This is a genomic window from Bradyrhizobium sp. UFLA05-89 (assembly GCF_059803475.1).
In genome coordinates this window covers 17,501-29,745 of record NZ_JBANBA010000120.1, presented here as the reverse complement: position 1 = coordinate 29,745, position 12,245 = coordinate 17,501, and the positions used below count along the sequence as shown (strand labels likewise).

14 protein-coding genes (1 of these 14 cut by a window edge) are annotated in these 12,245 nt (G+C 64.7%); 11 read left to right on the top strand and 3 right to left on the bottom strand.

Annotated features, from left to right (window positions below; all coding sequences use genetic code 11):
- Positions 1–164: 164 nt before the first annotated feature.
- Entirely contained in the window at positions 165–641 is a 477-nt protein-coding gene (locus SO139_RS38585) for a DUF3775 domain-containing protein (RefSeq protein ID WP_498541663.1), read from the bottom strand.
- Between the two features lie 110 nt (positions 642–751).
- On the opposite strand from SO139_RS38585, the gene SO139_RS38580 reads away from it, so the two are divergent.
- From SO139_RS38580 to SO139_RS38565, 4 genes are all read left to right on the top strand, one after another.
- Positions 752–1,603 (top strand): MBL fold metallo-hydrolase, encoded by an 852-nt coding sequence (locus SO139_RS38580; RefSeq protein WP_449382168.1) that lies wholly within the window; start codon positions 752–754, stop codon positions 1,601–1,603.
- Between the two features lie 212 nt (positions 1,604–1,815).
- Complete coding sequence (locus SO139_RS38575; RefSeq protein ID WP_449382169.1) at positions 1,816–2,658, top strand: fumarylacetoacetate hydrolase family protein; 843 nt, start codon at positions 1,816–1,818, stop codon at positions 2,656–2,658.
- 186 nt (positions 2,659–2,844) lie between these two features.
- The gene (locus SO139_RS38570; protein WP_449382170.1) at positions 2,845–3,456 is read left to right on the top strand and encodes a glutathione S-transferase family protein; all 612 of its coding nucleotides are present in this window, start codon (positions 2,845–2,847) and stop codon (positions 3,454–3,456) included.
- Positions 3,457–3,471: 15 nt separating this feature from the next.
- Complete coding sequence (locus SO139_RS38565) at positions 3,472–4,341, top strand: MBL fold metallo-hydrolase (RefSeq protein ID WP_449382171.1); 870 nt, start codon at positions 3,472–3,474, stop codon at positions 4,339–4,341.
- A gap of 115 nt (positions 4,342–4,456) precedes the next feature.
- On the opposite strand, the gene SO139_RS38560 is transcribed toward SO139_RS38565, so the two are convergent.
- The gene (locus SO139_RS38560) at positions 4,457–4,999 is read right to left on the bottom strand and encodes a methylated-DNA--[protein]-cysteine S-methyltransferase (protein WP_498541662.1); all 543 of its coding nucleotides are present in this window, start codon (positions 4,997–4,999) and stop codon (positions 4,457–4,459) included.
- A 134-nt stretch (positions 5,000–5,133) separates the two neighbouring features.
- On the opposite strand from SO139_RS38560, the gene SO139_RS38555 reads away from it, so the two are divergent.
- Together SO139_RS38555 and SO139_RS38550 are read left to right on the top strand one after the other, a co-directional pair.
- Entirely contained in the window at positions 5,134–5,952 is an 819-nt protein-coding gene (locus SO139_RS38555) for an alpha/beta fold hydrolase (protein WP_449382173.1), read from the top strand.
- A 2-nt stretch (positions 5,953–5,954) separates the two neighbouring features.
- The gene (locus SO139_RS38550) at positions 5,955–6,767 is read left to right on the top strand and encodes an alpha/beta fold hydrolase (RefSeq protein ID WP_449382174.1); all 813 of its coding nucleotides are present in this window, start codon (positions 5,955–5,957) and stop codon (positions 6,765–6,767) included.
- 48 nt (positions 6,768–6,815) lie between these two features.
- On the opposite strand, the gene SO139_RS38545 is transcribed toward SO139_RS38550, so the two are convergent.
- On the bottom strand, positions 6,816–7,271 hold the full coding sequence (locus tag SO139_RS38545) for a carboxymuconolactone decarboxylase family protein (protein ID WP_449382202.1): 456 nt from the start codon (positions 7,269–7,271) through the stop codon (positions 6,816–6,818).
- A 121-nt stretch (positions 7,272–7,392) separates the two neighbouring features.
- Between SO139_RS38545 and SO139_RS38540 the strand changes: the two genes are divergently transcribed.
- The 5 genes from SO139_RS38540 to SO139_RS38520 all read left to right on the top strand — a co-directional run.
- Positions 7,393–8,262, top strand: a complete 870-nt coding sequence (locus tag SO139_RS38540) for a sigma-70 family RNA polymerase sigma factor (protein WP_449382175.1) — start codon at positions 7,393–7,395, stop codon at positions 8,260–8,262.
- Between the two features lie 92 nt (positions 8,263–8,354).
- Positions 8,355–9,611, top strand: coding sequence for a M20/M25/M40 family metallo-hydrolase (locus SO139_RS38535; RefSeq protein ID WP_498541661.1), 1,257 nt, complete (start codon positions 8,355–8,357; stop codon positions 9,609–9,611).
- 223 nt (positions 9,612–9,834) lie between these two features.
- On the top strand, positions 9,835–10,512 hold the full coding sequence (locus SO139_RS38530) for a GntR family transcriptional regulator (RefSeq protein WP_449382178.1): 678 nt from the start codon (positions 9,835–9,837) through the stop codon (positions 10,510–10,512).
- 132 nt (positions 10,513–10,644) lie between these two features.
- The gene (locus SO139_RS38525; RefSeq protein WP_474801111.1) at positions 10,645–11,445 is read left to right on the top strand and encodes a phytanoyl-CoA dioxygenase family protein; all 801 of its coding nucleotides are present in this window, start codon (positions 10,645–10,647) and stop codon (positions 11,443–11,445) included.
- Between the two features lie 147 nt (positions 11,446–11,592).
- A protein-coding gene (locus tag SO139_RS38520) for an NAD(P)H-dependent oxidoreductase (RefSeq protein ID WP_449382180.1) crosses the window boundary here: on the top strand, positions 11,593–12,245 show its start. 658 nt of this gene lie beyond the right edge of the window; only the first 653 of its 1,311 coding nucleotides appear in the window; the start codon lies at positions 11,593–11,595; its stop codon lies beyond the right edge, outside the window.

The window sequence follows — 12,245 nt, the reverse complement described above, 5'->3', positions numbered from 1 at the left end:
CCACCGACCTGATTCGGTGACGCTGCCCCAGTCATCGGCGCGGAATCCTCCGGTAACATTCTCGATGAGGCAATGCGACATCGTCATGGCCGGGCTTGTCCCGGCCATGACGACCTCTCGTCGATGCACGAGAATGCCTGTCGCAGGCAAAGAGGGAGCTTTCATCACCGCCGCTTCGTGGGCTCATCCTCGTCGCGCTCGCTGAAGCCCGACGAATCTGCGCTCGGGCGCTCGTCGGTCCAGTCGACGCCGAAGGCGTCGAGGCCATCGGCGAGCAGGTCGCCCAGCATCGGCTCACCCAGGAGATAGTGCGCGGTTTCTCGTCGAGGATTTTGGTACTCGGTACGCGCCTCGACGGCGCGGGCGCGCAAGTCCTCCCAATCGTCCGGCCCGCCGTCGCCACGCCCGAGCCACATCAACGCAACGAGATCGATCTGCTCGTCCTCGTTCAGGGCGGCAATGAAGCTTGTAATCTCGCGGCCGACCGGATCGGAGCCGTTGTCTTGGAGCACGTCGATTGCATCGTCATCGGTCGGATTTGACCCGGAGTCCGGATCGGAGTCCGTCTCCTTGACGTCGTATTCGCGCGCCTTCTCGATCAAGAAGGCGACTTTCTCGGCGGAAATCGCTAGCTCCGGCATGGCTCCCTCCTGGGTTCCCCCGATAACGCCGCATCGCACCGGATGATCCATTGCAGCGCCTGGCGGAAACCCGCAATGTCCGCGCCAACCAGAACAAGAGGACGCGCCGGATGCAGTGGACCATAGGCCAGGTCAGGATCACCAAATTCGTGGAAATGGAGACGGTCGGATCGACGCGCTTCATCCTGCCGCTGGCAAGCAATGAGGAAATCCGGAAGCTGCCCTGGCTGATCCCGCATTTCGCCACCGCGGAGGGCCGGCTGAAAATGTCGATCCATTCGCTGGTGGTGGAGACGCCGTCGCGCCGCATCGTCGTCGACACCGGCCTCGGCAACGACAAGCAGGGCCGTAACGTCCCAACCTGGAACAACCGCAACACGCCGTTTCTGGAGACGATGACGGCGGCGGGCTTTGCGCCCGACAGCATCGATACGGTGCTGTGCACGCATCTCCATGTCGATCATGTCGGCTGGAACACGAAGCTCGTTGGCGGCCAATGGATGCCGGCCTTCCCGAACGCCCGCTACGTGTTCGGCAGGACAGAATACGAGTATTGGCGGGACCACTCGACCGAACCGGACAAGGCGGCCGTGTTCAACGATTCCGTGAAGCCCATCGTGGACGCCGGCCTCACCGACCTGATCCCAAGCGATCACCGGCTGTGCGAGGAGATCAGCATGATCCCGACGCCTGGCCATAGCCCCGGCCATATGAGCGTCCTGATCCGCTCCGGCGGCGAGCAGGCGTTGCTCGCGGGCGACGCCGCCCACCACCCCTGCCAGATGGCGCATCTCGACTGGTGCTCGACGGTGGATTCCGACCCGCAACAATCAGCCAGGACGCGACGTGAGCTGTTCTCGCGCTTCGCCAATACACCATCGCTGGTGATCGGCGGGCATTTTTCCGGCGGGCAAATCAAACGCGACGAGGAAGCGTTCAAGTTCGTGGCGCTGCAATCGTAGGGTGGGGGTCGCGCGAACGCGCGCCCGATGACAGGCTCCGCGTGCCCACCCCTTCTGTCGCGGTCGTGGAGAGATGGTGGGCACGGCGCTCCGCGCCTTTGCTCACCCTACAGGGAAGGGCTGCAATGCACCGGCCCATAGGCGGTTGAAATTCCCGCCGCCCTGTTCCATGAAGCTATTTAACCGGCCAGTCCATCCAGGGAGAGACGAGAATGAAGCTTGTTCGTTATGGTGAAAAGGGTGCAGAAAAGCCCGGACTGATCGACAAATCCGGCCAGCTGCGCGACCTCTCGGCCCATCTGAAGGACCTGACCGGTGAGGCCTATTCGCCGGAGTCCCTGAAGAAGCTCGCAGCGCTCGATCCGGCCTCGCTGCCGGCTGTCTCGGGCAAGCCGCGGTTCGGCGCCCCCGTCACCGGGATCTCGAAATTCGTCGCGATCGGCCTCAACTACAGCGATCACGCCAAGGAGACCGGCGCGGCGATCCCGACCGAGCCGATCATCTTCATGAAGGCCAACACCGCCCTTTCCGGTCCCAACGATCCGGTCGAGAAACCGCGCGGCTCCACCAAGCTCGACTGGGAGGTCGAGATCGCCGCAATCATCGGCACCCGTGCGAAATACGTCTCTGAGGCCGACGCGCTGAACTACGTCGCCGGCTACTGCGTCTGCAACGACGTTTCCGAGCGCAACTTCCAGACCGAGCGCCTGGGTCAGTGGACCAAGGGCAAGTCGCATGACACGTTCGGTCCGCTCGGACCGTGGCTTGCCACCAGGGACGAGATCAAGGACGTACAGAACCTGTCGATGTGGCTCGACGTCAACGGCCAGCGCCGCCAGACCGGCTCGACCGCGACCATGATCTTCACCATGGCCAAGTGCGTCTCCTATGTCTCGCAGTTCATGACGCTGCTGCCCGGCGACATCATCACGACCGGTACGCCGCCCGGCGTCGGCATGGGCATGAAGCCGCCGACCTACCTCAATGTCGGCGACGTCGTCGCGCTCGGCATCGAAGGCCTCGGCGAGCAGCGCCAGGAGATCGTCGCGGCGTAGGCTCTCCGTCCTCATCCTGAGGAGCGCGCAAAGCGCGCGTCTCGAAGGATGAGCCAGGAACACGGTCATCCGACGTCTTGCGCCGGGTGACGCGAGAGCATCTCTCGTTGCCCATCCTTCGAGACGCGCGCCCAGAGGCGCGCTCCTCAGGATGAGGACTGCATGTTTTGACAGAGGTTATTCCGCATGAAGCTCACCTTCTCCGCCGCCTCGCCCTTCGCGCGCAAGGTGCGCATCGCCGCGATCGAGCTCGGGCTCGTCGACAAGATCGAGTTCGTGCCGGCAACCGTCGCACCGGGACAGGCGAATGAGGACTATTCGCGCATCACGCCGCTGAAGAAGCTGCCGGTGCTGATCACTGACAATGGCGAGGTGATCCTCGATTCCTACGTCATCGTCGAATATCTCAACGAGCTCGCCGGCGGCAATCTGATCCCGGATTACGGCCCGCGCCGCTGGTCGGCCAAGACCGATCATTCGCTGATCAACGGCATGCTCGATTCCATGCTGCTGTGCCGCTACGAGAGGATGGTGCGGCCGCAGGGCCTGCAATGGCAGGCCTGGTCCGACGACCACTGGAACCGGGCCTGGACCGGCATGGCGCGGTTCGAGAACCGGCCCGAAGTCCTCAACGGTCCGTTCGACATCTCTCAGATCGGCCTCGTTTGCGTGCTCGGCTATGCCGACTTCCGTTTCGCCGATTGCGGCTGGCGCAAGGCCTATCCGAAGCTCGACGCTTTTCATCAAAAGATGCTGGAGCGGCCTTCCGTGAAAATCTCGGTGCCGCCGCCGGCGTAACCCGCGGGAGTTCCCATGAGCCTCACATTCTCGGTCGGCGATCTCACCATCCATCGCGTCATCGAGCAGGAAACCTCGTTCGTGCCGGCGCTGGAAATGCTGCCCGGACTCACGCCCGAGGTGCTGGCCGAGAACCGCGCCTGGATGAAGCAGGCGAAGGCGCTCGACGACGACGATGTGCTGATGCTGTGCTTCCAGTCCTACGTAGTGAAGACGCCGCACCACACCATCCTGATCGACAGTTGCATCGGCAACGACAAGCCGCGGCCCAATCGGCCGAAATGGAACATGAAGACAGACGACACGTACCTGCGCGCGCTGGGCGCCGCCGGTATCTCGGTCGATGACATCGACTTCGTGATGTGCACGCATCTGCACGTCGATCACGTCGGCTGGAATACGCGATTGGAGAATGGGCGCTGGGTGCCGACCTTCCCCAAGGCGCGCTATCTGTTCGCAAGGCAGGAGTTCGACTACTGGTCCGAGCAGAACGCGAAGGCGCCCGTGCCGCCTTTCGTCGACAGCGTGCTGCCGGTGGTCGAAGCCAAACGCCATGAGCTGATCGGCAACGATCATCAGATCGGCGATCACGTTCGCATCCTGCCGACGCCGGGTCATACGCCCGGCCACGTTGCCTTCACCTTCGGCCGCGGCAAGGACGACGCCGTGTTCTCGGGCGATCTCATGCACTCGCCGCTGCAGACGCTCTATCCGGAGCTGTCGATAAAGTTCGATGTCGACCAGGCGCAAGCCGCAAAGACGCGCCGCAGCTTCCTGGAGCGCTATTGCGACACCGACACGCTGTGCTGCACCGCGCATTTCCCCTCGCCGTCCGGCGGCAAGATCCGGCGCAAGGGGAATGCGTTCGTATGTGCGGCGGTTTAAGGCGAGATGCGGTAGGGTGGGCAAAGCGAAGCGTGCCCACCTTTTCTGTCTCCTCCGAAGGGGTGGGCACGGCGCTGCGCGCCTTTGCCCACCCTGTGGTTGAGGCAGCGGCGTGTCAATCAAACAGGCTCGGCGTGTGGTTCACCAGCGCGCCTTCGATCTCGAGCATTTTCAGCTTCGTCACCACGCCGCCATTGGCGGAGAAGCCGCCGGGCTTGTTGCCGGCGGCGAGCACGCGGTGACAGGGCACGACGATCGGACAGGGATTGCGGCCGAGCGCCTGGCCGACATCGCGCGATAGCTCCACGCCGCCCAAGCGTTTTGCGATATCACCGTAGGTCATGGTCTTGCCTGGCGGGATGGTGCGGGCGACCTCGTAGACACCGCGGTTGAAGTCGGGAACGCCGTCGAAATCGAGCGGAATGTCGGTGAGGTCATCCGGCTCGCCATCGAGCAGTTTGACGATGCGATCGATCGCCTGCTGCACCTCGGCGGTCGGCTCGGCCTCGCTGGCCTCGGCATGGCGCTGGTGGATGCGGGTGCGGATCTTGTCCTCGCCGCCCATCGGCAGTTGCACGCCGTTGATGCCGCGCGGGCCCCAGGCGATGGCACACAGGCCGATTTTGGTCTCGAACAGGACGAAATGCTGGTCGGTCATGACTAGGTTCCTGGCTCTTCCTCGTCGCAGGCCCCCGCTTGTGATCTTCCTGCGCAATCTAGGCTTGGAAATAGTTGCGATCCACCCGGTTTCCGGGAATCTTGCACAGGAGTTCCGCACCCTCGAGAGCCTTCATGCAGAGCCTTCACGTCAACGGATATGACATGCCTTATCTCGACGTGGGCGAAGCCAAGGCGGGACCGCCGCTGGTCTGCGTGCACGGTTCGCTCAACGATTTCCGGGTCTGGGGTTCGGTGCTCGGACCGCTGTCGCAGCGCCACCGGCTGATCTGCGTCAGCCTGCGGCACTTCTTTCCCGCGCAATGGGATGGTGTCGGCGACACCTATACCATTGCGCAGCATGTCGATGACGTGATCGCCTTCATCGAGAAGGTCGAGACCGGTCCGGTCGATTTGATGGGCCATTCCCGCGGCGGGCACATCTGCTTTCGCGTGGCGCAGGCGCGGCCCGATCTGTTGCGCCGGCTGATTCTCGCCGAGCCCGGCGGCGAGCTGGATGGCAGCCTTGATCCGGACTACAGAGGCGGCCGCTCGCCACTGCTGGCGCGTTTCACGGCCGCCGCGGAGAAGATCGCCGCCGGCGACGTCGACGGCGGCCTCGCCGTGTTCGTGGATACGCTGGAGGGAGCGGGCACCTGGCCGCGACTGCCGGCAACCGTGAAGCAGACTCTGCGCGACAACGCATATACGCTAATGGGCCAGGTCAGGGACAATCGATCACCATTCTCGAAGGCCGATGCGGAATCGATTCTGATGCCGACGCTGTTCATCCTGGGTGCCCGGACCAAAGGCCCGCTACCGAAAGTGCTGCACGCACTCGGTGCGCATGTCCCCTACTCTAAGACGGCCATCATCGAGAACACGACGCATCCGATGTTCGAGCAGGCGCCGCAAAAATATTCGGACGTGGTGCTGGATTTCCTGGCGGGCTGATCATGCAGACTGTTCACGTCAACGGATACGACATGGCCTATCTCGAAGTCGGAGAAGGCCCGCCGCTGGTCTGCGTGCACGGCACGCTCGGCGATTTCCGGACCTGGTATTCGGTGCTCGGCCCGCTTTCGAAAAACCACCGCGTGATCGCGGTCAGCCTGCGGCATTTCTTTCCCGAGCGCTGGAACGGTGCCGGCGAGGACTACAAGATGGCCCAGCATGTCGCCGACGTCATCGGCTTCATCGAGCAAATCGGGTGCGCGCCGGTCGACCTGATGGGGCATTCGCGCGGCGGGCACATCGCGTTTCGCGTGGCGCAGGCGCGGCCCGACCTGTTGCGCAAGCTCGTCCTCGCCGAGCCCGGCGGCGATCTCGACGCAAGCCTGCCGGTCCCGGCAGGCACGCCTGCGCATCCGCCGCTCGCCGCGCGCACTGCGCGCTCGGTCGAGATGATCCGTGCCGGCGACATCGAAGGCGCGCTGCGGAATTTCTATGAGGGCATCGAGGGCGACGGCACCTGGCGGCGTGTGCCGGCGGTCGCAAAGCAGCAATTGCGCGACAACGTCGTCACCTTCCTCGGCCAGATCAACGAGCAGCGCAAGCCCTACACGCTGGCCGATGCGCAGGCGATCAAGACGTCGACGCTGCTGATCGGTGGCGGCGCGACGACAGGGAGTCTGTCGCTGATCTGGCGCGTGCTGGCCGAGCACATCGCCGGCGCGAAAACCGCGGTGATTGCGAAGGCCGGGCACTGGATGTTCGAACAGGCGCCGCAGGAGTATGCCGCGGTGGTGAGCAAGTTTCTGGCGGGATAAGTGCTCCCTTCGCCTCTCCCCGCCTGCGGGGAGAGGCGATGAATCCGCTCACACCTTCCACACGCCGACCGGCATCTTGATCGTCGCGTTCAGGCGGTTCCAGACATTGATCGTCGCGATCGAGAGGATCAGGGTCGCAAGCTCGCGCTCGTCGAAATGCTTGGCGGCCTCGTTCCAGATCGCGTCCGGAACCGGGTCCGCCCGATCCGCAAGACGCGTGACGGCCTCGGTGAGTGCGAGCGCGGCGCGCTCTGCTTCCGTGAAATAGGGCGTGTCGCGCCAGGCAGAGACCGCGAACAGCCGCTCATCGCTCTCCCCGGCCTTGCGGGCGAGCTTGGGATGCATGTCGACACAGACGCTGCAACCGTTGATCTGGCTGGCGCGCAGGTGCACGAGTTCCAGGAGCTTTTCCGGCAGTCCCTGCTTGTTCACCTCGCTCAGCGCCTGCATCGCCTTCATGGCCTCAGGCAGGACCATCACCGGATGATTCATACGTGCGTGCATCATGTCGTGTCTCCGTTTCGAAGCCGGAAGTTAATTTTGACGGATCCGGCGTCATTGTTGTCACAAGGCGCGGATTTGCTTCGTCATGGACATGACGGAGCGCGAACAGGGAATGTGACCGATGCCCCAGGAAAACTTCGAAGAAGATTTTCTAGCCCGGCAATTCGAGGCCAATCGGGACCATTTGCGCAGCGTCGCTTACCGGATGCTGGGCTCGCGCGGCGAGGTCGATGACGCCGTGCAGGAGACCTGGCTGCGGCTCAGCCGCAGCGACACCTCGGATGTCGCGAATTTGCGGGGCTGGCTAACCACCGTGGTCGCGCGCATCTGCCTCGACATGCTGCGCGCACGCAAATCGCGCCGCGAGGATCCGATGAGCCAGGACGTGCCGGAGCCGGTCGACGATGCGCGTGAGCGCGAGTCCGAGATGGCCGATTCAGTCGCCGCCGCGCTCCTCGTCGTGCTGGAGACGCTGCAACCGGCAGAGCGGCTCGCCTTCGTGCTGCATGACATGTTCGCCGTTCCCTTCGAGGAGATCGCACCGATCGTCGGCCGCTCGGTCGAGGCCTCGCGGCAGCTTGCCAGCCGCGCCCGCCGCCGCGTGCAGGGCGCGCCGGTGCCGGACACGGATCTTTCACGACAGCGGAAAATCGTCGACGCTTTCCTCGCCGCCTCGCGTGAGGGCAATTTCGAGGGACTGCTCGCCGTGCTCGATCCCGATGTCGTCGTGCGCGCCGATCAGGCCGCGGTGCGCCTCGGCTCGCTGCCGGAGATCCGTGGCGCCTCGGCCGTAGCCGAGACATTCAAGGGGCGCGCCCAGGCTGCACGGCCCGCACTCGTCGATGGCCAAATGGGTGTTGCCGTCATCCTCGGCGGGCGTTTGCGGATCGCGCTGCGCGTCGCCTTCAAAGGGGACAGGATCGCCGGGATCGAGGCGATCGCCAATCCGGACGCGATCGGCGCGTTGGAGGTGAAGGTGCTGGAGCCGTAAGACGCCAAGCGTCTTGGTATCTGCGCGGCGGCGATGCTAGGCTGATCGGCAATCGGGCGGTGCCGGCGCTCGAGACCCGAAAGGACAGCTTGATGAAATCCCGCCTCGTTCCCGTTTTCGCCCTATCCCTGCTCGGTCTTGTGAGCGCCAACGCCACGGCACGTGCGACCGCCGACGAGAAGCTGAAGGCCGCTTCTGAGCAGGAGAAGACTCCGCTGATCGAGACGCTGCACGACATGGTGATGATCGAGAGCGGCAGCAGCGATATCGAAGGTCTCGCCAGGATGGCAGACTTCACGGAAGCGCGCCTGAAAGCGCTGGGCGCCACGACGCGGCGGCAGAAGACGACCGCGGGCGCCGGCGCCGATATCGTTGTAGCCACGTTCACAGGCACGGGCACGCGCAAGCTGATGCTGATCGGGCATATGGACACGGTCTATCAGCGCGGCATCCTCGCGACCGAGCCGTACCATGTCGATGGCACCAAGATCTTCGGGCCCGGCATTGCCGACGACAAGGGCGGCCTCGCCGTGATCCTGCACGCGCTCAAGATCCTGAAAGACACAGGCTGGCGCGACTACGCCACGCTGACGGTCTCCCTCAATCCGGACGAGGAGGCCAGCTCGATCGGCTCCGGTGAATTCATCTCAGCGCTCGCCGATCAGCATGACGTCGTGCTGTCCTGCGAGCCGACGGCCTCATCGCCGCCGGCGCAGAACGATGCTCTGCTGCTGGGTGCGAGCGGCACCGCGACTGCAACGATGAAGGTGAAGGGACGCGCCTCGCATGCCGGCGCAGCACCGGCCCTCGGGCGCAACGCGCTAATCGAGCTTTCGCACCAGCTGCTGCAGACGCAGGACGTCGCGAAATCCATCCCGGGCACGCAACTCAACTGGACGACGTCGAAGGCCGGCACCGTGCGCAACCAGATTCCGGCGGATGCCGAGGCCGGCGCCGATATCCGCCTCACCGTTTCCGACGGCGTTGCCAAGCTCCAGGCCGCGCTCGACGAAAAGGTCAAGAACAAGCTCGTGCCCGACACCGAGACGACGGTGACGATCGTGCCGGCACGTCCGCCCTTCGTCGCCGGCGAGCGCGGCCGCGCGCTCGCACAGGAGGGACAGGCGATCTACGCCGAACTCGGCCGCAAGCTCGACATCGCCGAGATGACGGGAGCAGGAACCGACGCCGGCTATGCCAACCGTAGCGGCAAGGCGGTCGTAGTCGAAAGCTTTGGCCTTGCCGGCTTCGGCTATCATGCCCGCGACGAGTTCATCGACACCAACTCGATCGTGCCGCGACTCTATCTGATGACGCGCATGCTGATCGAGCAGGGCAAGAAGAAGTAGCAGCGCCGGCGCTCGCAAACGAGGGCAGTCGCCGGCGGTTCGTCATGCCCGGGCTCGACCCGGGCATCCACGAAGAGCCGGGAGTGTGGCCCGTCATGGCCGGGACGAGCCCGGCCATGACGAAAATCAAGTACGTACAATCCCTTACCTCATCGCTTGACGCTTCCCATGTCTCGCAGTAGCTTCGCATACGGAATTCCGTATTCCGCAAGGAGCCGCCGGCGTGATCCCGCTCGACCCGCTGCCCAATCTGATCGACCAGGTCTATGCGCGCATCCTGGAGGCGATCACGGATCGCACCTTGCAGCCCGGTCAGCGCATCCGGCAAAACGAGCTCGCCGACAAGCTCGGCGTGTCGCGCCAGCCGGTGTCGCATGCGCTGCATCTGTTGCATCGGCAAGGTCTCGTCGCCGAGAGCGGCCGGCGCGGATTCGAAGTCACGCAGCTCGATCCCGCACGCATTCGCCAGCTCTACGAGGTGCGCAGCGCCATCGATGCGCTGGCGGCGCGGCTCGCCGCCGAACGGATCGTGCGCGATGGCGCGGGACGCGAGCGGCTTGCGGCCGCGCTGCGGGCCGGCCGCGCCATCACTCGCAAGACGCCGTTGAACGAGCTGATCGCGCTCGACGTCGCGTTTCATTGCGCGATCTATCACCTCGCCGGCAACCCCGTGATCGAGGAGACGATCGCGCCGCAATGGCCCCATATGCGCCGCTCGATGGCGACCGTGCTGTCCGAGCTCGACTATCGCGACAGCGCCTGGGCGGAGCACGCGACGATTGCCGGACACGTACTCGCTGGCGAAGCCAAAGCGGCCGAACGCGCCGCGCTTGCGCATGCCCAGACGGCCGGACGCATGACCGAGGAGAGACTGAAGGCGACGGAAGAAGCGGCGGCGTAGCCACAATCGCCGTCCTGCCCGGGCTTGTCCCGGGCATCCACGTTCTTTCTTGGCGTGAAACGAGCCCGTGGATGGCCGGGTCAAGCCCGGCCATGACGACGGAAAAAATAACAAAACAGGAGGATGCGATCCATGAAACTGACCCAGCAGCAACTGGACTTCTTCCACCGCGAGGGCTGGCTGTTCCTCCCGGAGTTGTTTGCCCAAGAGGAGGTCGATTTCCTCGCACGCGAGGCAGTCGGCATCTACGACGCTGACCGGCCCGAGGTCTGGCGCGAGAAAAGCGGTGCGCCACGCACGGCCTTTGCCGCTCATCTCTACAACGAAGCCTTCGGCGTGCTCGGCGCGCATCCACGCATGATCGAGCCGGTCGAGCAGGTGTTCGGCGAGCCCGTCTACATGCACCAGTTCAAGATCAACGCGAAATCGGCCTTCACCGGCGACGTCTGGCAGTGGCACCAGGACTATGGCACCTGGAAGCGCGACGACGGCATGCCCGAGCCGCGCGCGATGAACATCGCGATCTTCCTCGACGAGGTGATGCCCATCAACGGTCCGCTGATGCTGGTGCCGCGCAGCCAGAACGCCGGCGACTTGGAGGCCTCGCACGATCTTGCGACCACCTCCTATCCGCTGTGGACGCTGGACGAGGAGACAGTGACGCGGCTGGTCAAGCAGGGCGGCATCGTCGCGCCGACCGGCAAAGGTGGCGGCATGCTGATGTTCCACGGCAATCTCGTGCACGGATCGAGCGGCAACATCACGCCCTACCCGCGCAAGATCGTGTACCTGACGCTCAACGCGGTCTCGAACTACATTCGAAACCCGACGCGGCCGGAATACATCGCGCACCGCGATTTTGCGCCGATCAAGACGGTCGACGACGACGCGCTGCTGCGGCTGGCACGGGCGCCGCGGCAGGCGGCGGAGTAAGACACTCTCTCGCGCCCCGGACGCTGCGCAGCACGTCAGTGATGCGCTGCTGAGCCGGGGCCCACGCCGCGGAATGGGTCCCGGCTCTGCGGCGGAGCGTTGCACGCTCCACCGCGTCCGGGACATGATACTTTATCGGATGTCAGCATGAACCTCTTTTCACTCCTCCAGGCCCGCGCCGCTGCCGGCAAGCCGGTGCGCGTCGCGCTGATCGGCGCAGGCAAGTTCGGCTCGATGTTCCTGTCGCAGGTCCCGCATGTGCCGGGGCTGGAGGTGCCTGTCATCGTCGATCTCGACCGCGACCGTGCGCGCGAGGCGTGCCGGACCGTGGGCTGGGATGCCGAACGCATCGCGGCCACCAGCTTCACCGATGACGGTGCGCGCGCCATCAATGGCCCGATCGACGTCGTGGTCGAGGCGACCGGCAATCCCGCCGTCGGCATTCGCCACGCGCGCGCGGCGATTGCGGCCGGCAAGCACATCGTGATGGTCAATGTCGAAGCCGACGTGCTGGCAGGCCCACTGCTGGCGCAGGAAGCGCGAAAAGCGGGAGTCGTCTACTCGCTCGCCTATGGCGACCAGCCGGCCTTGACAGCCGAGATGGTCGACTGGGCGCGTGCCACCGGCTTTCGTGTGGTCGCGGCCGGCAAGGGCACCAAATATCTGCCGGCCTATCACGACGTGACGCCGGATGGCGTCTGGCAGCATTACGGCCTCACCGCCGGCGAAGCGCAATCGGCCGGGATGAATCCGCAGATGTTCAATTCCTTCCTCGACGGCACCAAGTCGGCGATCGAGAT

What these genes read in the sequence shown, in the direction of transcription:
- SO139_RS38585 (WP_498541663.1), bottom strand. Translation starts at nt 641, where the DNA reads ATGCCGGAGCTAGCGATTTCCGCCGAGAAAGTCGCCTTCTTGATCGAG.
- SO139_RS38580 (WP_449382168.1), top strand. Translation starts at nt 752, where the DNA reads ATGCAGTGGACCATAGGCCAGGTCAGGATCACCAAATTCGTGGAAATG.
- SO139_RS38575 (WP_449382169.1), top strand. Translation starts at nt 1,816, where the DNA reads ATGAAGCTTGTTCGTTATGGTGAAAAGGGTGCAGAAAAGCCCGGACTG.
- SO139_RS38570 (WP_449382170.1), top strand. Translation starts at nt 2,845, where the DNA reads ATGAAGCTCACCTTCTCCGCCGCCTCGCCCTTCGCGCGCAAGGTGCGC.
- SO139_RS38565 (WP_449382171.1), top strand. Translation starts at nt 3,472, where the DNA reads ATGAGCCTCACATTCTCGGTCGGCGATCTCACCATCCATCGCGTCATC.
- SO139_RS38560 (WP_498541662.1), bottom strand. Translation starts at nt 4,999, where the DNA reads ATGACCGACCAGCATTTCGTCCTGTTCGAGACCAAAATCGGCCTGTGT.
- SO139_RS38555 (WP_449382173.1), top strand. Translation starts at nt 5,134, where the DNA reads ATGCAGAGCCTTCACGTCAACGGATATGACATGCCTTATCTCGACGTG.
- SO139_RS38550 (WP_449382174.1), top strand. Translation starts at nt 5,955, where the DNA reads ATGCAGACTGTTCACGTCAACGGATACGACATGGCCTATCTCGAAGTC.
- SO139_RS38545 (WP_449382202.1), bottom strand. Translation starts at nt 7,271, where the DNA reads ATGCACGCACGTATGAATCATCCGGTGATGGTCCTGCCTGAGGCCATG.
- SO139_RS38540 (WP_449382175.1), top strand. Translation starts at nt 7,393, where the DNA reads ATGCCCCAGGAAAACTTCGAAGAAGATTTTCTAGCCCGGCAATTCGAG.
- SO139_RS38535 (WP_498541661.1), top strand. Translation starts at nt 8,355, where the DNA reads ATGAAATCCCGCCTCGTTCCCGTTTTCGCCCTATCCCTGCTCGGTCTT.
- SO139_RS38525 (WP_474801111.1), top strand. Translation starts at nt 10,645, where the DNA reads ATGAAACTGACCCAGCAGCAACTGGACTTCTTCCACCGCGAGGGCTGG.